This window comes from Pseudomonas sp. TH34 (assembly GCF_016650865.1).
GTDB classification, from domain to species: Bacteria; Pseudomonadota; Gammaproteobacteria; order Pseudomonadales; family Pseudomonadaceae; genus Aquipseudomonas; species Aquipseudomonas yamanorum.
Genome location: NZ_JAEKFB010000027.1, coordinates 18187 through 38132, shown reverse-complemented (window position 1 = coordinate 38132; position 19946 = coordinate 18187). Strand labels below are relative to the sequence as shown.

Annotated in this window: 12 protein-coding genes and 2 pseudogenes; 13 read left to right on the top strand and 1 reads right to left on the bottom strand. The window is 61.9% G+C overall.

Annotated elements, in window-relative coordinates:
* The 4 genes from JFU58_RS20895 to JFU58_RS20880 all read left to right on the top strand — a co-directional run.
* The coding region (locus tag JFU58_RS20895; protein WP_201142052.1) for a helix-turn-helix domain-containing protein at positions 1-205 on the top strand (205 nt) is incomplete at its 5' end.
* A gap of 49 nt (positions 206-254) precedes the next feature.
* Positions 255-1661 carry an NAD(P)/FAD-dependent oxidoreductase gene (locus JFU58_RS20890; protein WP_201142050.1) on the top strand — a complete coding sequence of 469 codons (1407 nt, stop codon included), beginning with the start codon at positions 255-257 and terminating at the stop codon, positions 1659-1661.
* A gap of 27 nt (positions 1662-1688) precedes the next feature.
* Positions 1689-2030: a cupin domain-containing protein gene (locus tag JFU58_RS20885; RefSeq protein WP_201142048.1), complete on the top strand. Its 342-nt coding sequence runs from the start codon at positions 1689-1691 to the stop codon at positions 2028-2030.
* 60 nt (positions 2031-2090) lie between these two features.
* The gene (locus JFU58_RS20880; RefSeq protein ID WP_010169417.1) at positions 2091-3170 is read left to right on the top strand and encodes a polyamine ABC transporter substrate-binding protein; all 1080 of its coding nucleotides are present in this window, start codon (positions 2091-2093) and stop codon (positions 3168-3170) included.
* 115 nt (positions 3171-3285) lie between these two features.
* On the opposite strand, the gene JFU58_RS20875 is transcribed toward JFU58_RS20880, so the two are convergent.
* Positions 3286-4080, bottom strand: a complete 795-nt coding sequence (locus JFU58_RS20875; protein WP_063030352.1) for a helix-turn-helix transcriptional regulator — start codon at positions 4078-4080, stop codon at positions 3286-3288.
* 197 nt (positions 4081-4277) lie between these two features.
* Here JFU58_RS20875 and JFU58_RS20870 point away from each other — a divergent pair, with 197 nt between their 5' ends.
* From JFU58_RS20870 to JFU58_RS20830, 9 genes and pseudogenes are all read left to right on the top strand, one after another.
* A complete protein-coding gene (locus JFU58_RS20870; protein ID WP_093209814.1) occupies positions 4278-5642 on the top strand; it encodes an APC family permease in 1365 nt (454 codons plus the stop codon).
* Positions 5643-5651: 9 nt separating this feature from the next.
* A complete protein-coding gene (locus tag JFU58_RS20865; protein WP_201142046.1) occupies positions 5652-6752 on the top strand; it encodes a DmpA family aminopeptidase in 1101 nt (366 codons plus the stop codon).
* Positions 6753-7116: 364 nt separating this feature from the next.
* Positions 7117-8565: a serralysin family metalloprotease gene (locus tag JFU58_RS20860; RefSeq protein WP_003217113.1), complete on the top strand. Its 1449-nt coding sequence runs from the start codon at positions 7117-7119 to the stop codon at positions 8563-8565.
* Between the two features lie 74 nt (positions 8566-8639).
* Positions 8640-9008 carry an AprI/Inh family metalloprotease inhibitor gene (locus JFU58_RS20855; protein ID WP_063030346.1) on the top strand — a complete coding sequence of 123 codons (369 nt, stop codon included), beginning with the start codon at positions 8640-8642 and terminating at the stop codon, positions 9006-9008.
* A 104-nt stretch (positions 9009-9112) separates the two neighbouring features.
* Positions 9113-10863, top strand: a pseudogene (locus JFU58_RS20850) (type I secretion system permease/ATPase).
* Positions 10860-12194: an HlyD family type I secretion periplasmic adaptor subunit gene (locus JFU58_RS20845; protein ID WP_201142044.1), complete on the top strand. Its 1335-nt coding sequence runs from the start codon at positions 10860-10862 to the stop codon at positions 12192-12194. The pseudogene JFU58_RS20850 and the gene JFU58_RS20845 overlap by 4 nt, the downstream one beginning before the upstream one ends.
* 2 nt (positions 12195-12196) lie before the next feature.
* Entirely contained in the window at positions 12197-13534 is a 1338-nt protein-coding gene (locus tag JFU58_RS20840; RefSeq protein ID WP_017479720.1) for a TolC family outer membrane protein, read from the top strand.
* A gap of 112 nt (positions 13535-13646) precedes the next feature.
* Positions 13647-16603, top strand: a pseudogene (gene eprS, locus JFU58_RS20835) (autotransporter serine peptidase EprS).
* 217 nt (positions 16604-16820) lie between these two features.
* The gene (locus JFU58_RS20830; protein ID WP_446739986.1) at positions 16821-19898 is read left to right on the top strand and encodes an autotransporter domain-containing protein; all 3078 of its coding nucleotides are present in this window, start codon (positions 16821-16823) and stop codon (positions 19896-19898) included.
* Positions 19899-19946: the final 48 nt, after the last annotated feature.

Genomic DNA, 19946 nt, shown 5'->3' with positions numbered 1-19946 from the left:
CTACGTCAACCAGGCGCGCCTCCAGCATTTGCTGGCCGCACTGGACAAGGCCACGCCGCCGATCCGCATCGACGAACTGGCGTTTGCCGCGGGCTTCAATTCGACGTCGGCGTTCTATAGCTGCTTCCGCCAGCACACCGGCCAGTCGCCCAAGGCCTACGTCAAACAAATTTCCCTGCGTGCACGCGCGCAAGACAGCCCCTGAGGCCAGGCTCTAGGATCACGGCCATCGAAGTGTGGTGGTGGAGCTTGGCATGCCTGCATGGCGCAATATCAGTTTATGGATGGACCAGCTGGACGAACCGCTGGTGGCGCGTGCGTCCCTGGAGCACGACCTGGACGTCAACGTGGCCATTATCGGCGCCGGCTACACCGGGCTCTGGACCGCGTATTACCTGAAGCGCCAGGCGCCCGAGCTGAAAATCGCGATCATCGAGGCACAAACCGCCGGGTTCGGTGCCTCGGGCCGTAACGGCGGTTGGCTGATGGGTAACCTGCTGGGGGAAGACCGCCTGCTGGCCGGCTTGTCTCCCGAACAACGCCGGGCCTCGTTCGACCTGCTGCACGCCATTCCCGATGAAGTTGCGCAAGTGATACAGCACGAAGGCATCGACTGCGACTACCGCAAGGGCGGCGTGCTGTATTGCGCCGCGCGTTATCCCGAACAGGAAGCCACCCTGCGGGCCTACCTGGCCAAGCTCCACGCTCAGGGCCTGACCGACGACGATTACCGTTGGCTCGGCCCGCAGCAACTGGCCGAGCAAATCCGCATCGCCAAACCCTATGGCGGCATCTATGCCCCCCACGTTGCCACGATTCACCCGGCCAAGCTGGTGCGCGGCCTGGCGCGGGTGGTGGAGCAGATGGGCGTCACGATCTATGAAAACAGCCCCGTCACCCATTGGCAGTCCGGCAGCCTGCGCACGGCTAAAGCCTCAGTGCGCGCGTCATGGGTGGTGCCGGCGGTAGAAGGGTATGCCACCACATTGGCGCCTTTGGGCCGCTATCAGTTGCCGGTACAAAGCCTGATTGTCGCCACTGAACCGTTGCCCGCCAGCACCTGGGACGAAATCGGCCTGAACCGTGGCCAGGCCTTCGGCGAAAGCAGTCGCCAGGTCACCTACGGCCAGCGCTCGGCGGACAACCGCCTGGTGTTCGGCGCCCGTGGGGGCTATCAGTTTGCCGGCAAGTTGCGGCACAACTTCGACCTCACCGACAGCGAAGTCGAACTGCGTCGCTACCTGTTCGGTGAACTGTTCCCGCAGCTCAAGAAAGTCCGCATCACCCACGCCTGGGGCGGCAACCTCGGCATGTCCCGGCGCTTCAAGCCGCACATGCTGTGCGATCACGCAGCGGGCATCGCTTTGGCCGGTGGTTATGGCGGCGAGGGCGTAGGGGCCAGCAACCTGGGCGGGCGTACCTTGGCCGACTTGATCCTGGGGCTCGACACACCGCTGGTCACGCAGCCATGGGTGATCCAGCCGGGCCGGCTGGAGGGGCTCAAGGCCTGGGAACCGGAACCCTGCCGCTGGCTGGGCTACAACGCGATCATTCGCAGTTTTGTCCATGAGGACCAGGTGTTGGCCAACCCCAACACTGCGCCGTGGCGCCGCAAGCTGGCCAGCGGGGTTGCCGGGTTCATGGAAGGTTTCATGCACTAAGTCGTTTCAATCACCACAGGTATGAACATGAGCATTACCCAGTTCAAAGACACACTCAGCGCCCATTTGCCGGACTCTTGCCCCGTTGCCCTGCCACTGGGCACACCGGTAGCGGTGGCCTCGACCCTGAGCGTGGAACGTAGCGACGGCGTCGAAACCGGCATCTGGGAATGCACGCCCGGGCGCTGGCGCCGGCAGATCAAAGCCCAGGAGTTTTGCCACTTTATCCAGGGCCGCTGCACCTTCACCTCCGACAACGGGGAGATGCTCCACATAGAAGCCGGTGACGCACTGATGTTGCCGGCCAACAGCACCGGTATCTGGGACATCCAGGAAACCGTGCGCAAGACCTATGTACTGATCCTCTGATTCTTTGATCTTTGATCGCCTGCCATAAAAACAGCCCTAAAACCGCCAGGAAATCGAACCATGAGACCCATTGCCCTGTTGCCGCTGGTATTCGTCGCCACCCTCAGCCAAGCCGCCGAGACGGTGAAGATCTACAACTGGTCGGACTACATCGCCCCCGACACCACCAAGAACTTCCAGAAAGAAACCGGGATCGGCTTCACCTACGACGTGTACGACAGCAACGAAACCCTCGACGGCAAGTTGATGACCGGCAAATCCGGCTACGACGTGGTGTTCCCCTCCAACCACTTCATGGCCCGGCAGATCCAGGGCGGGGCGCTGAAGAAGCTCGACAAGAGCCAGTTGCCCAACTGGAAGAACCTCAACCCGGTGCTGCTCAAGGCCCTGGAAAACAACGACCCGGGCAACGCCCACGGTTTCCCGTACCTGTGGGGCAGCACCGGCATCGGCTACAACATCGACAAGGTCAAGGCGGTACTCGGCGACAACGCCCCGGTAGATTCATGGGACCTGATCTTCAAACCCGAGAACATGCAGAAACTGCAGAAATGCGGCGTGGCCATCCTCGACAACGGCCCGGAACTGCTGCCCGCGGCCCTCAACTACCTGGGCCTGCCGCACCACAGCAAGAAGGCTGAAGACTACAAAAAGGCCGAGGACCTGCTGATGAAAGTACGGCCGTACGTGGCGTACTTCCACTCCTCGAAATACACCGCCGACCTGGCCAACGGTGACATCTGCGTGGCCGTGGGCTTCTCAGGCGACATCCTCCAGGCCGAAAGCCGCGCCAAGGAAGCCAAGAACGGCGTGAACATCGGCTACAACATTCCCAAGGAAGGCGCCGCCATCTGGTTCGACATGGTCGCCATGCCCGCCGACGCCCCGGATGAAAAAGCCGGCTATGCGTTCATGAACTACCTGCTGCGCCCGGAAGTGATGGCCAGCATTACCAACTACGTGCACTACGCCAACGGCAACGCTGCGGCCGACAGCCTGGTAGACCCGGCGATCAAGAGCGACACCAAGGTGTACCCAAGCCCGGAAATGATGGGCAAGTTGTTCGCACTGGAAGCAATGCCACTGAACATCGACCGGATTCGTACGCGGGTGTGGAACACCATTCGTACCGGCCGTTGATGATCGTTCCCACGCTCCGCGTGGGAATGCATCCTGTGACGCTCCGCGTCACGACTTCAAAAGCGGACGCGGAGCGTCCAGGGCGGCGTTCCCACGCAGAGCGTGGGAACGATCATTAAGGATTCTCCAGGTCATGCCCCAACGACTGGATAAACAACGAAAACAGTTCCGGCTGCGACGAGATATCCAGCTTGGCATACAAATGCCGACGATGAACCTTGACCGTATCCGGCGAGATATTCAGCCGTTCGGCCATGGCTTTTGACGAAAACCCACGCAACACCAACCGCGCAATTTCCAACTCCCGCTCCGACAACACCCCACAGCCAAAATGACTCAGCGCATCCCGGATCTGGCTGGCCATCTCGGCAGGCGCGGCCACCCGCTGGGTACTTTGCTGCCAATGCTGTTGCATCAATGGCAGCACCCAGGCCGCCAGCGTGGTCATCAACCCCGTTTCTTCGCCGGTAAACAACCGCTGCATCCCCAACGACAGCGACAACGTCCCCGCACCCGGCAATTGCAGGATGAATTGCACCTCGTCCTCCAGCACGTTGTCGTGGAAGTAGTTGAGGAAGTATTCACTCTGGCGAAAATGATCCGGTGCCACTTCTTCAAGGCGGTACACGCCGCTGGCATACCCCTCGCGACATGCCTGGAAAAACGGGTCCAGCAGGTACAAACCATTGAGGTAAACCAGCATCGACGCCGGCTTGCTGCTCGGTTGCGCGTCGTATTCCTCCAGCGCCTGGGGCGGGCCGTCGGTGGGGTAGAAGATCGCCAGGGCATTGTCGAAGGGCACGCATTGGTGCAACAGCAGCACCAGTTGTTTCCAGAAACGTCCGGTACCGATCTGCGCGACGGTGCGGCCCAGGCCTGCGTGCATGCCGACTTCCCTGAACAGGCTCATGTGCAGCTCCACGCTAAGGATTCAGGCCGCAAGGGTTCGACTTTTGCCCGTCGGCGTCAAGGGGAGTACTCCAATAGGGGAATTGGCCGATCTACGTAGAGTGTTTAAGTTTGCCGTCAGTCAGTGGGGAACATACCCCGCGCCGCTTCACCTTTTCGTTTCTGCCTCAAACCAAGAACAATCAAGAGGATAACGATATGAGTGCTCCTTCCACGCCCGACGGCGTGCTGAAACCCACCCTGAGCGTATTCGATGTAGTGGCCATCACCGTCTCGGCGGTGACCCCGGCCAGTTCCGTGTTCGTGATTGCGCCCTTTGCCATCCAGCAGGCCGGAAGCGGGGTGTTCCTGGCTTTTGTGATGGCCGCGTTGCTCGCGCTGATGTTCGCCTTTTGCTACGCCGAACTCGGCCGCGCCCACAACAGTGCCGGCGGTGAGTACGTGTACGCCAAGCGGGTGTTCGGCGGCATGGCCGGTTATGCGACGTTCCTCACGGTATTGGTGATGTTGCTGTTTATCCCGCCGGTGCTGGCCACCGGCGCGGCGACGTACCTGAATAACGCCCTCGGCACAAAGTTCGATTCACAAACCGTGGCCCTGGTCATCGTTGTGTGCAGCTACGCCCTGGGCATCCTGAATATCAAGCTGAATGCCTGGATCACCGGCACCTGCCTGCTGTTGGAAGTGGCGGCGTTGCTGGTGATCGTATTTATCGGCTTCGGCAACCCGGTGCAGCCGGTCAGCGTGCTGCTGCAACCGCAAATCGTCGAGAACGGCGTGTTGCACCTGGCGCCCTGGGCGCTGGTGATCGGCGCGGTGGGCATTGGCCTGTTCTCCTTCAATGGCTATGGCCCAGCGGTGTTGCTGGCCGAAGACATGAAGTGCGGCGGCAAGGGCGTGCACAAGGCGGTGTTGTGGTCCCTGGGTCTGGTGGTGGTAATCGAACTGGTGCCGATTACCGCGTTGTTGATCGGTGCGCCATCCCTCAGCGCGATGATCAGCAGTCCCGATCCGATCGGCTACCTGCTCACCAGCCACGGCAATGAAACATTGTCGCGGCTGGTGAGCGCCGGGATTTTCCTGTCAGTGTTCAATGCGATTGTCGCCATCGTGATTCAGATCGGTCGGGTGGTGTTCAGCAGCGGCCGCGATGCACTGTGGACGCCGACCATCAATAAACTCTTCACCCGGATCCATCCGCGTTGGGATTCACCCTGGTTGGCTACGCTGTTCCTGGCGATCCCTTCGGCATTGCTCAGCTTCAGCTCGAACCTGGCGGACCTGACGTCCTTCAGCGTGCTGTTGATCATGCTGGTGTACCTGATCGTGGCGTTGAGCGCGCTGATGAGCCGGGTTCTGCTGCGTGACCGCGAGCATCCGTATCGCATGCCGTTGTGGCCGGTGCCGGCCTTGCTGGCGGTGCTGGGGGCCGGCTACCTGTTGGTGACCCTGGCGATTGCCGCCTCGGTTCGCGACATCATGATTATCATCGGCCTGCTGGCACTGTCGGTGATCCTGTATTGCATCAGTGGCCGGTTGAGTCCGGCGTTTCAGAAATTGTAAGGAGTGGTTATGCGCGCACGTCAATTGGGCATCACGTTGGGACTGGGCACGCCCGGTGAGCTGAATGCCATCACCGACGTTCCAGGGGTTCGGGTCGGCCACAGCACGATCAAGACCCGCATCGACGGCAAACAGGTACGCACCGGCGTCACGGCAATCCAGCCCCGGGCCGGTGCCGCGCGGTATCAACCGTGTTTTGCCGGCTACCACGTGCTCAACGGCAATGGCGACGCCACGGGTCTTGAATGGATCGCCGAGTCGGGCCTGCTGACCACGCCACTGGCGATCACCAACACCCACAGCATCGGGATTGTGCGCGACACCCTGATCGCCCTGGAGCGTGAAAGCCTGGCAGACCCGGCAGTGTACTGGTGCATGCCGGTGGTGATGGAAACCTACGACGGCTTGCTCAACGACATCTGGGGCCAGCACGTCGGCCCGGAGCATGTGCGCGAGGCGCTGGCCAGCGCCGAGTCCGGGCCGGTGGCGGAGGGCGCCGTGGGCGGCGGCACCGGGATGATCTGCCATGAGTTCAAGGGCGGGATCGGCACGGCCTCGCGGCGCCTGTCGGCGGAGCAGGGTGGCTGGACCGTCGGTGTGCTGGTACAGGCCAACCATGGCAAGCGCCAGGAGTTGCGGGTGGACGGTTACCCGGTAGGTCGGCAACTGATGGAAATTCCGTCACCGTTTGCCGATCGTGGCACCCCCGGCATGGGCTCCATTGTGGTGATCATCGCCACCGATGCGCCGTTGTTGCCCCATCAATGCCAGCGCCTGGCACAGCGCGCGTCCATTGGCATTGCGCGCACGGGGGGTGGTACCGAGGACTCCAGCGGAGACCTGTTCCTGGCGTTCGCCACCGGCAATCAGGATTTACCGGCGGCCGATTACGGGCGCAAGGGCTTGCCCCTTAGCACATCGCTGCAAATGGTCAATAACGACCACATTTCACCCTTGTTCAGCGCGGCGGCGGAAGCGGTCGAGGAAGCGATCATTAATGCGATAGTGGCCGGGGAGGACATGCTCACCGACGACGGGATACGCGTGCCGGGGCTGGATTCGCAAACACTCCTGCAGGCATTGCGTCAAACAGGCTGGCGCGACCGATAAATAAACTAAGTCTTGTCCCGGTAATACGGGACAAACACTTAAATAGTGGCCATTCAATACCAACAATGACACGGTGACACTTTCTTAGTGCACCTCAAGCAATACTTTGGATCCATTCCTCATCAAATGTCTTTAGGAGTATTTAATATTTAAATAGCTGAATTTTTATAAGGCTCTATTTGCCAATGTTTGCAGGTTTTGTTCGTCGGCCCAACTTTTTCCTTGGATAAAAACCGCTGGACGAATGATTTCAGGTTGTGTCAGTTTTCTTTCGCCTTCAAAAGGGGCGAGTGATCGGACTTACTCGCCAAAGTGAGTCCGGTCGGACAAAAACTGTTCCACTTGCAAACAAGGAAGTACGTTTATGTCAAAAGTAAAAGACAAAGCTATTGTGTCGGCGGCTCAAGCAAGTACCGCCTATACGCAAATCGATAGCTTTAGCCATCAATACGACCGTGGCGGCAACCTCACGGTCAATGGCAAACCCTCGTTCACCGTTGACCAGGCCGCCGACCACCTGCTGCGTGAGAACGCCGCTTACCGGGACGTGGATGGCAACGGCAAGATCGATCTCACCTACACCTTCCTGACCTCGGCTTCCAACGCGACCATGAACAAGCATGGGATCACCGGGTTCAGCCAGTTCAACACCCAGCAGAAAGCACAGGCCGTACTGGCCATGCAATCCTGGGCTGATGTGGCCAATGTCACCTTCACCGAGAAAGCCTCGGGCGGTGACTTCCACATGACCTTCGGCAACTACAGCGGCGGCCAGGACGGCGCAGCGGCCTTTGCCTACCTGCCAGGCACCAACGCCAAGTACAACGAAAGCGGCCTTGACGGCACTTCCTGGTACCTGACCAACAACAGCTATACGCCGAACAAGACGCCGGACCTGAACAACTATGGCCGGCAGACCCTGACCCACGAAATCGGCCACACCCTGGGCCTGGACCACCCTGGCGACTACAACGCCGGGACCGGCAACCCTTCGTACAAAGACGCGGACTATGGACAGGACACGCGTGGCTACAGCGTCATGAGTTACTGGAGCGAGAGCAACACCAACCAGAACTTCAGCAAAGGCGGGGTAGAGGCTTACTCCTCCGGCCCGCTGATCGACGACATCGCCGCGATCCAGAAGCTCTACGGCGCCAACTACAACACCCGCGCCGGCGACACCACCTACGGCTTCAACTCCAACACCGGGCGTGATTTCCTCAGCGCCACTTCATCGGCCGACAAGCTGGTGTTCTCGGTGTGGGACGGTGGTGGCAACGATACCCTGGACTTCTCCGGTTTTACCCAAAACCAGAAGATCAACCTCAATGAGACCTCGTTCTCCGACGTTGGCGGTCTGGTGGGTAACGTTTCCATCGCCAAGGGCGTGACCGTAGAGAACGCCATCGGCGGTTCGGGCAACGACCTGTTGATCGGTAACGCTGCAGCCAACGTCCTCAAGGGCGGTGCCGGCAACGACATCATCTTCGGCGGCGGCGGTGCAGACCAGCTGTGGGGCGGTTCAGGCAACGACACCTTCGTGTTCGGCGCCAGCTCGGACTCCAAGCCAGGTGCGGCCGACAAGATCTTCGACTTCACTTCGGGTTCGGACAAGATCGACCTCACCGGCATCACCAAAGGTGCGGGCCTGACCTTCGTCAACGCGTTTACCGGTCACGCCGGCGACGCGGTGCTGTCCTACGCTTCGGGTACCAACCTGGGCACATTGGCAGTGGACTTCTCCGGTCACGGCGTGGCGGATTTCCTCGTCACCACCGTTGGCCAGGCAGCCGTCAGCGACATCGTGGCTTGATTCAGGTGTAAAGGAGGGTGGCGCACACGCGCCGCCCTCTGCCCTTGCATCCACCCCTTGAACGGGCGAAGGTGATGACGCTATTTCGCAGTACAGTTGCCTGGTGTCTCCAGGCGTTGCTTATGTCGGCAGGAGCCACAGCAATGGCAAGCAGTCTGGTTTTACCCACGTCCGCGCAGTTGGCCGGGCATTGGACGCTGCACCAGCAAGAGCAGGTGTGTGCGCTGGATCTGATTGAGCAAGCCAACGCCCTGGGGGGCGATGTGGAGTGCGTGGGACAATGGCTGGGTGAAGCCCCCGTTAGTTGGACGCCAACGCCCGACGGTATTTGGTTGATGAATGCCGAAGGTACCGGCATTACCCATTTGAATCGCCAGAAAGAAGGCGAATATGAAGGCCGCGTAAAATCTGGCGCGGTATTGATATTACAACGTGCACCCTAATAGTTCGTTATAACGATATAACCCGATTTTAATGTTTGCCCGCCCCTTAATGGGGCGCCTGGCAAACTATTGCGCGTCATTCGGCTCAGGGAAGATCAGGCAACATGGCGAAGACCACTCCCGTTGCACCACTATTCAAAGCACTCGGCGACTACAAAAGTATTCTGATCAGTATTGGCTGCTTCACGGCATTGATTAACGTATTGATGCTGGTGCCGTCGATTTATATGTTGCAAGTTTACGACCGCGTGCTGTCTTCACAGAACGAAACCACCCTGGTGATGTTGACGCTCATGGTGGTGGGGTTCTTCGCCTTTATCGGCGTGCTTGAGGTGATCCGCAGCTTTATCGTGATTCGCATCGGCAGCCAGTTGGAGCGGCGTTTCAACCTGCGGGTGTACAAGGCCGCCTTCGAGCGCAACCTGCAACGGGGCGAAGGTCATGGCGGGCAATCCCTGGGGATCTGACCCACATCCGCCAATTCATCACGGGGCCGGCGCTGTTCGCGTTTTTCGATGCGCCGTGGTTTCCGATCTACCTGTTTGTGATCTTCCTGTTCAACGTCTGGCTGGGTGTCTTGGCCAGCGCCGGTGCAGTGCTGCTGATTGCCCTGGCGTGCCTCAACGAATACCTGACCAAAAAGCCCCTGGGTGAAGCCAGCGGGTTTTCCCAGCAATCCACCCAGTTGGCCACCAGCCACCTGCACAACGCCGAAACCATCCAGGCCATGGGCATGCTCGGCGCATTGCGCAAACGCTGGTTCAAGGTGCATTCGCAGTTTCTGGGTTTGCAGAACAAGGCCAGTGACACCGGGTCGATCATCAGTTCCCTGAGCAAATCCCTGCGCCTGTGCCTGCAATCGTTGGTGCTGGGCCTGGGGGCGTTGCTGGTGATTAAGGGCGACATGACGGCAGGGATGATGATCGCCGGTTCGATCCTGATGGGCCGGGTGTTGAGCCCCATCGACCAGTTGATCGTCGTGTGGAAGCAATGGAGTTCGGCCAAGCTGGCTTATCAGCGCCTGGATAACCTGATGCGCGAATTTCCGCCCCAGGGTGAGCAGATGGCCTTGCCGGCGCCCAAGGGCAATGTCAGTTTCGAGCAGGTCAGCGCGGGCCCACCGGGGCGGCGTGTGCCGACCTTGCATCAGGTCAGCTTCAACCTGACGGCGGGTGAAGTGCTCGGCGTGCTGGGTGCTTCCGGCTCCGGCAAGTCGACCCTGGCCCGGGTGCTGGTGGGCGTGTGGCCAACCCTGGCGGGCACCGTGCGCCTGGACGGTGCCGACATCCATCGCTGGGACCGCGACCACCTCGGCCCGCATATTGGCTACCTGCCTCAGGACATCGAACTGTTCAGCGGCAGCATCGCTGACAACATCGCACGCTTTCGCGAAGCCGATCCGGAGTTGGTGGTACAGGCCGCCGAACAAGCGGGCGTGCACGAATTGATCCTGCGTTTGCCCCACGGCTACGACACGGTGCTCGGTGACGAGGGCAGCGGCCTGTCCGGTGGCCAGAAACAACGGGTCGCCCTGGCCCGTGCGCTGTACGGCGGCCCGCGCCTGATCGTGCTCGACGAGCCCAATTCCAACCTCGACACCGTGGGCGAAGCCGCCCTGGCCAGCGCGATCATGCAGATGAAGGCCCAGGGCAGCACGGTGGTGCTGGTGACTCACCGTTCCTCGGCGTTGGCCCAGGCCGACAAGCTGCTGGTGCTTAACGAAGGCCGTTTGCAGGCATTTGGTCCGAGCCAGGACGTGCTGCGGGCGCTGTCCGGCCAGCAGGAAGCACCGCGAGAAAAGGCCGGGGTCAGCCTCAGCCGTCAGTATCAAGCCGGAAGGAATCCAGGCGCATGAGCAGCGACAACAGCATTCAAATCAACCGCGATTACGAACAGACTCACCCCGAACACGACGCGCGCTTCTTTGCCCGCATGGGCTGGCTGCTGACGGTGGTTGGCGCCGGCGGGTTTTTCCTCTGGGCCAGCCTGGCACCGCTGGACCAGGGGATTCCGGTGCAAGGCACGGTGGTGGTGTCGGGCAAGCGCAAGGCGGTACAAACCCTCAGCCCCGGCGTGGTCAGCAGAATCCTGGTGCGTGAAGGCGAGGCGGTGAAGCAGGGCCAACCCCTGTTCCGCCTCGACCAGACGCAAAACCAGGCTGACGTGCACTCCCTGCAAGCCCAATACCGCATGGCCTGGGCCAGCGTGGCGCGGTGGCAGAGCGAGCGGGATAACCAGTCGACCATCACTTTCCCGGCGGAGCTGAGTACCAACCCTGATCAAGCCCTGGCGTTGGTCCTCGAAGGCCAGCGCCAACTGTTCAGCAGTCGCCGTGAAGCCTTTGCCCGGGAACAGGCCGGGATTCGCGCGAGTATCGAAGGCGCCACCGCACAGCTCAACGGCATGCGCCGCGCCCGCAGCGACCTGACCGCCCAGGCGCAATCCCTGCGTGACCAACTGAATAACCTGCAACCCCTGGCCGACAACGGCTACATCCCGCGCAACCGGCTGATGGAGTACCAGCGTCAACTGTCCCAGGTGCAACAGGACCTGGCGCAGAACACCGGGGAAAGCGGCCGGGTGGAGCAGGGCATCCTCGAGTCGCGCCTCAAGTTGCAGCAGCACAGCGAGGAATATCAGAAGGAAGTCCGCAGCCAACTGGCCGATGCGCAATTGCGCAGCCTGACCCTGGAGCAGCAACTGACCTCCGCTGGTTTCGACCTGCAGCACAGCGAAATCAATGCGCCCGCCGACGGCATCGCCGTCAACCTGGGCGTGCACACCGAAGGCGCTGTGGTGCGTGCCGGTGAAACCCTGTTGGAAATCGTGCCCCAGGACACCCGCCTGGAAGTGGAAGGTCGCTTGCCGGTGCATCTGGTGGACAAGGTCGGTGCGCACTTGCCAGTAGACATCCTCTTCACCGCCTTCAACCAGAGCCGCACGCCCCGAGTGCCGGGGGAGGTGAGCCTGATCTCCGCCGACCAGATGCTCGACGAAAAAACCGGCATGCCGTACTACGTGTTGCGCACCGTCGTCAGCAGCAACGCCCTGGAAAAACTCCATGGCCTGGTGATCAAGCCGGGGATGCCCGCCGAGATGTTCATCCGCACCGGCGAACGCTCCTTGCTCAATTACCTGTTCAAGCCGCTGCTGGACCGCGCCGGCTCGGCGTTGACCGAGGAATGAGCATGAAGCCGATGTTCATCGCCTTGTTACTCGCCTGCAGCAGCGCCCAGGCCGCCATGGGCCCGTTCGATGTTTACGAACAGGCTCTGCGCAACGACCCGGTATTCCTCGGCGCCATCAAGGAGCGCGACGCCGGCCTGGAGAACCGCACCATCGGCCGCGCCGGCCTGCTGCCGAAGCTGTCGTACAACTACAACAAGGGCCGCAACAACTCTCAGGCCACCTTGCCCGACGGGCGCGGCGGCAATTATCACGATGACCGCAACTACAACAGCTACGGCTCCACCTTCACCCTGCAACAGCCGCTGTTCGACTACGAAGCCTATGCCAACTACCGCAAGGGCGTGGCCCAGGCGCTGTTTGCCGACGAGAGTTTTCGCGACAAAAGCCAGGCGTTGCTGGTGCGGGTGCTGACTTATTACACCCAGGCGCTGTTCGCCCAGGACCAGATCGACATTGCCCGCGCGAAGAAAAAGGCCTACGAGCAGCAGTTCCAGCAGAACCAGCATCTGTTCCAGCAGGGCGAAGGCACGCGCACCGACATCCTGGAAGCGGAATCGCGCTATGAGCTGGCCACTGCCGAGGAAATCCAGGCGCTGGATGAGCAAGACGCCTCGTTGCGGGAGCTTGGTGCATTGATAGGTGTGCAGAGCGTCAACATCAATGACCTGGCGCCGTTGAACCCGGGATTTGCCGCCTTCACCCTGACCCCGGCCAACTACGACACCTGGCACGAACTGGCGCTGACCAACAACCCCAACCTGGCCTCGCAACGCCAGTCCGTAGAAGTGGCGCGTTATGAAGTGGAGCGCAACCGCTCGGGGCACCTGCCACGTATCACGGCCTATGCCAGCTCCCGCCAGCAGGAATCCGACAGCGGCAACACCTACAACCAACGCTATGACACCAACACCATCGGCATCGAAGTCAGCATGCCGTTGTATGCCGGTGGTGGCGTCTCGGCGTCCACCCGCCAGGCCAGCCGCGCCATGGAGCAGGCCGAGTACGAACTGGAAGGCAAGACCCGCGAAACCCTGATCGAACTGCGGCGCCAGTTCAGCGCTTGCCTGTCGGGCGTCAGCAAACTACGGGCGTATCAAAAGGCGCTGACTTCGGCTGAAGCGCTGGTGGTCTCCACCAAGCAAAGCATCCTCGGCGGCGAGCGGGTCAACCTCGATGCGCTGAACGCCGAGCAGCAGCTGTACAGCACCCGCCGCGACCTGGCCCAGGCGCGGTACGACTACCTGATGGCCTGGACCAAATTGCATTACTACGCGGGCAACTTGCGCGACACCGACCTGGCCAAGGTGGATGAGGCGTTTGGCCCTATGAGCCGCTGATGCCTGGACGAGTATTACCGGGTGCAAGGGGGCTTTTGTGGGGAGGGAGTGTGTTGTGGTGAGGGAGACGCCCTCGCCACTGGTATTTCAACAATAAGAAAAAGGACTCTTCATGATCACTGATTCACCTCGCTTCAAACCCTTCACCGCAGGCTCCTTGCTGCTGCTGTCAGTGGCAGCCCACGGGCAGTACATCGAAACCGGCAAAGCGGGCGATCCCGCCAGTTGGCGCTCCGCCGAGTTCCAGAGTGACTGGGGCCTCGACCGGATGAAAGCCAACGAGGCCTACGCGAGCGGCATCACCGGCAGTGGCGTGAAGATCGGCGCCCTCGACTCGGGTTTCGACCCCAACCATCCCGAAGCCTCCAAGGACCGCTATCACGCGGTCACCGCCAGCGGCACTTACGTCGATGGCAGCCCGTTCAGCACCACCGGCGCGCTCAACTCCAACAATGACTCCCATGGCACCCACGTCACCGGCACCATGGGCGCGGCCCGTGATGGCGTGGGCATGCACGGCGTGGCGTACAACGCGCAGATCTACGTCGGCAACACCAACGCCAATGACAGCTTCCTGTTTGGCCCCACGCCGGATCCCAAGTACTTCAAGGCGGTGTACAGCGCCCTGGTGGATTCCGGCGTGCGCGCGATCAACAACAGCTGGGGCAGCCAGCCCAAGGATGTCAGCTACCAGACCCTGGGCGACCTGCACGCGGCCTATGCCCAGCACTACAACCGGAACACCTGGCTGGATGCCGCTGCGGATGTGGCCAAGGCCGGGGTGATCAACGTGTTCAGCGCCGGTAACAGCGGCTACGCCAACGCCAGTGTGCGTTCAGCCTTGCCGTATTTCCAGCCGGAATTGGAAGGCCACTGGCTGGCGGTGTCGGGCCTGGACAAGGCGAATAACCAGAAATACAACCAGTGCGGCATCGCCAAGTACTGGTGCATTTCCACCCCCGGGGCGTTGATCAACAGCACCGTTCCCGATGGCGGTTATGGGGTGAAGTCCGGCACCTCGATGTCGGCGCCCCATGCCACGGGCGCACTGGCGCTGGTGATGGAACGCTACCCGTACCTGAACAACGAGCAGGCCTTGCAGGTGTTGTTGACCACCGCCACTCAACTCAATGGCTCGGTCACCGACGCACCGACCACCCAGGTCGGCTGGGGCGTGCCGGACCTTGGCCGGGCGATGCACGGGCCCGGGCAATTGCTCGGGCCGATGAATGTCACGTTGGCGGCCGGGCAGGGCGATGTGTGGAGCAATGCGATCTCCGACAAGGCCCTGATCCAGCGTCAGGCCGAAGACAGCGCCGAAACCCTGGCCTGGCAGCAAACCCTGCGCGACAAGGGCTGGGAGAACGGCGTGGGCGCCGGCGCGAGTCAGCAGGACCAGACGGACTATGCCGTTGGCACCGCCCGGGCGGCAGCGGCGGCCCAGCGTATCTACGAAGGCAGCCTGATCAAGTCCGGCGCGGGGAGCCTGGTGCTGAGCGGGGATAACACCTACCGTGGCCCGACCACCGTGAATGGCGGTCGGTTGGCGGTGAATGGTTCACTGACGTCGGCAGTGACGGTCAATGACAGCGGCACACTGGGTGGCTCCGGCCGTATCGCGGCGTTGCAAGTGAACAACGGCGGCACCGTGGCGCCGGGCAATTCCGTGGGTACCTTGCAGGTAGCCGGGGACGTGAACCTCGCCGCCGGTTCCACCTATGCGGTCGAACTCACCCCCACCAGCAGCGACCAGATTGTCGCCACCGGCAAGGCAATCCTCGGCGGCGGCACGGTGACCCTGGCCCTGGAAAACAGCCCGACGCTGCTTAGCCAGCAACAGGCCGAGAGCCTGCTGGGGCGTCAGTACAACATCCTCCAGGCGGCGGGCGGGATCCAGGGTCAGTTCGGTGCGGTATTGCCCAACTACCTGTTCCTCGGCGGCACCCTCGACTATGCCGCCAACGGCGTGCAACTGGACATTGCTCGCAGTGATGCGAGCTTTGCCAGTGTCGGCGCCAATCGTAACCAGCGTTCGGTGGCGGCGGCTGCCGAGCAACTGGGCGCGGGCAACCCGGTGTACGAAAGCATCCTGCGTTCGGACTCCGTGGCCGCCGCGCAACAAGGCTTCCAGCAACTGTCGGGGGAAATCTATCCGGCCATCGACACCCTGCTGATCAACGATAGTCGCCAACTACGTGATGCCGTCGGCGAGCGCCTGCGCCATACGCCGGTTACCGGTGAAAGCAATGTGTGGGTCAAGGCGCTCGGCAGTTGGGGCAAGACCGACAGCCGCAGCGACACGGCGGGCTACACCACCTCACTGGGTGGCATGCTGGCGGGTGTCGACGGCGCCCTGGACGAGCAGACCCGCGCCGGTCTCGTGGCCGGTTACAGCGACAGCTCGCTGAACATGGGCAGCGGCACTCATTCCTCGGCGTCCATCGACAGCTACCACCTCGGCGCCTATGCCGGGCATGAGCTGGGCAACTGGCGCCTGAGCGTCGGCGGCGCCTACAGCTGGCATCGCGGCGACGTGAAACGTGACTTGCAGTACGGCGAAGTCAGCGGCAAGCAGAAGACCAAACTGGATGCGCGCAGCGCCCAGGTCTTTACCGAAGCGGCCTACCGTTTGAACTTGCCCTCGGTGGCGCTGGAGCCGTTCGCCAACCTGGCTTACGTGCACCTTGACAACGAACGCTTTCACGAAAAAGGCGACGCTGCCGCGCTGGAGCGTGGCAGTGACAGCCGCGATGCAGTGCTGAGCACCCTGGGCCTACGGGCATCGAAAACCTTGCCCCTCAATGACCGGCAGCAACTGGACGTTTCCGGCTCGTTGGGCTGGCAGCACAGCCTGAGTGCCGTTGAATCCGAAGAGCACCTGGCGTTTGTCGCCGGTGGGCCGTCGTTCGCGGTGCAAAGCTCGCCGTTAATGCGCGATGCAGCGCTGGTGGGTGTGCAGGCCAGCCTGGCGTTGAGCAAAAGCACACGGGTCAACCTCGACTACACGGGCCAACTGGCTGGCCGGGAAAAAACCAGGGCGTGGGGTTGAGTCTGAACTGGCAGTTCTGAGCAAGATCCTGAGGCCGAAGGAGGTCAACTGTGGGAGCGGGCTTGCTCGCGAATGCGGTGTTTCAGTCGACGCACCTGTAACTGAGCCACCGCATTCGCGAGCAAGCCCGCTCCCACATTGGGTCGGCGGCGCCTGGGAGAAACGTGATTTATACAAGTGCAATAAAAACTAAGGAAGGTCACCGTGAAAAAAACAAAACGAGGGTTTCAATCCGCCATCCCAACAGGCCCGGGCTACCCGCTCAAGGCCCTGAGCTGCGTGCCATACGGCGCGTTGCTGTGTTGCCTGGCCAGCCTGGGTACCGCCCAGGCCGCACCCTACGTGGAAAGCGGAAAACCGGGGGATGCTGCCAGCTGGCGCAGCAATGAATTCAAAGCCGATTGGGGGCTCGGCGCCGTGCATGCAGACGCTGCTTACGCCGCCGGCTACACCGGCAAGGGCGTGAAGCTGGGGATCTTCGATCAGCCGGTGTATGCCCAGCATCCGGAATTCGCCAGCCCCGGCAAAGTGGTCACGATCGTGACCGAAGGCATTCGCCAATACACCGACCCGTACATCCCGGTGAAGGCCGGGGACGCGTTCCGCTACGACGGCACACCCTCCCTGGGCTCCAACGGCAAACTCGGCAATCACGGGACACACGTGGGCGGGATTGCCGCAGGTAACCGTGACGGCGGGCCGATGCATGGCGTGGCGTTCGACGCGCAGATCATCAGTGCCGAAAACGGTGACCCGGGCCCCGAAGACGGGATCATCCTGGGCAACGACGGCGCGGTCTACAAAGCCGGTTGGGATGCCCTGGTGGCCAGCGGCGCACGCATCATCAACAACAGCTGGGGTATCGGCATCGGTGACCAGTACGCCAAGGGCGGGCGCGATCCGGCGTTCCCTAACTTCACGGTCAATGAAGCCCAGGCGCAGTTCAATAACATCCGGCCGATCCTTGGCACGATCGCAGGCGGCGCTTATCAAGGCGCCATCGATGCCGCCCGCAGCGGCGTGCTGACGATCTTTGCCGCCGGCAACGACTACAATCGCAATAACCCGGACGCGATCTCGGGCCTCGCGTACTTCGTGCCGGAGATCGCGCCCAACTGGCTGTCGGTAGCGGCGCTACAACAGAACCCCGACACCGCCAGTTCCGACCCGTACGTGATCAGTACTTTTTCCTCGCGCTGCGGTTATGCCGCCAGCTTCTGCGTCGCGGCGCCCGGCACCAAGATCTACAGCTCGGTGATCAACGGCACCACCCTGGAAAACCTGACCACCGACTACGCCAACTTCAACGGCACCTCCATGGCCGCGCCTCATGTGGCCGGCAGTGCGGCGGTGCTGATGGAGCGCTTCCCGTACATGAGTGGCGACCAGATTTCCACGCTGCTGAAAACCACCGCGACCGACCTCGGCGCACCGGGCATCGACTCGCTGTACGGCTGGGGCATGATCAACCTGGGCAAGGCCATCAACGGCCCGGGGATGTTTGTGACGGCTGAGGATATCCCGGCCGAATTTCGTATCGATGGGGCCTACGGCTCCGGTCAATTCGTCGCGGACCTGCCAGGGATTGGCGCCGTGGTGGATGCCGGCAAACCGACCCAGCGCCTGTGCACCGACGTGCATTGCGGGCTGGATGTGTGGAGCAACGACATCGCCGGGCATGGCGGTCTGACCAAGCAGGGCATCGGTGCGCTGGTGCTGACCGGCACCAACACCTACAGCGGCCCGACCCTGGTCAACCAAGGGTTGCTGGCAATCAATGGTTCGATCACCTCCGACGTCACCGTCAGCAACAGCGGTGTAGTGGGCGGTTCAGGGCGCATTGGTTCGCTGACGGCGAACAGCGGCGGTACCGTGGCGCCGGGTAACTCCATCGGCACGCTGAATGTGGCCGGTGATGTGAGCTTTGCGGCGGGCTCCACTTACGCGGTGGAGCTGTCGCAAACCAGCAGTGACCGCATCGTCGCCGGTGGCAAGGCCACCCTCAGCGGCGGCACAGTGACCCTGGCCCTGGAAAACAGCCCGACGCTGCTGACTCAGACCCAGGCCGAAAGCCTGATCGGTCGCCAATACAACATCCTGCAGGCCGCAGGCGGGATCAACGGCAGCTTCGGTTCGGTGCTGCCTAACTACCTGTTTATCGGCGGCACCTTGAACTACGCCGCCAACGGCGTGCAACTGGATGTGGGGCGCAATGCCAACACCTTTGCCAGTGTGGCGGCCACGCCGAACCAACGGTCGGTGGCAGCCGCCGCCGAGCAATTGGGCGCGGGCAACGCCGTGTATGAAAGCCTGTTGCTGGCGCCGAATGCAGCCTCGGCCCAAGGCGCGTTCCAGCAGCTGTCCGGGGAAATCTACCCGGCGCTGGAAACCGCATTGGTCAATGACAACCGCTACCTGCGCGAAGCCGTGGGCGAGCGTTTGCAGCAAGGGGAAATGGGCGCATCGAGCCAGACCGTCGACAGCCGTGGCAACGTCTGGGTCAAGGCGCTGGGCGCCTGGGGCAAGACCAACAGCGGCAGCGATACGGCGGGCTACACCACCTCCATCGGCGGCATGCTGGCGGGTGTGGACGGCGCGCTGGATGAAGACACCCGCGTGGGCCTGGTGGCGGGGTACAGCGACACGTCACTGAACATGGGCAGTGACACCCACTCCCGCGCGTCGGTAGACAGCTATCACTTGGGCGCGTACGCCGGGCATGAAATCGGTGCCTTGCGTTTGAGCGGCGGGGCGACCTACAGCTGGCACCGCGCCGATGTGAAGCGTGAGCTGCAATACGGTGAAGTCGCCGGCAAGCAGAAAGCCAAGGTGGATGCCCGCAGCACCCAGGTGTTTACCGAAGCGGCGTATCGCTTGAACCTGCAACCGCTGGCCCTGGAACCGTTTGCCAACCTGGCGTATGTGCATCTGGATGCCGACGGGTTTACCGAAAAGGGTGATGCGGCGGCCTTGAAGGGCCGGGATGACAGCCGCGATGTGGTGTTGAGTACCCTGGGTGCCCGAGCGCTGAAAACCTTGAATATCAACGACCATCAGCAACTGGAGCTTTCCGGCACCCTGGGCTGGCAGCACAACCTGAGCAGCGTCGACTCCGAGCGGAACCTGGCGTTTGCCTCGGGCGGCCCGTCGTTCTCGGTGGAGAGTTCGTCGATGGTGCGTGATGCGGCATTGGTGGGCGCGCGGGTCAGCCTGGCGCTGAGCAAGGATGCGAAGGTGAACCTGGATTACAACGGACTGCTGGCCAGCAAAGAGAAAGTCCATGGGGTGGGTTTGAGCCTGGACTGGGCTTTCTAAACACCGCAGTTGGAAATGTGGGCGCGGGCTTGCTCGCGAAGGCGGTGT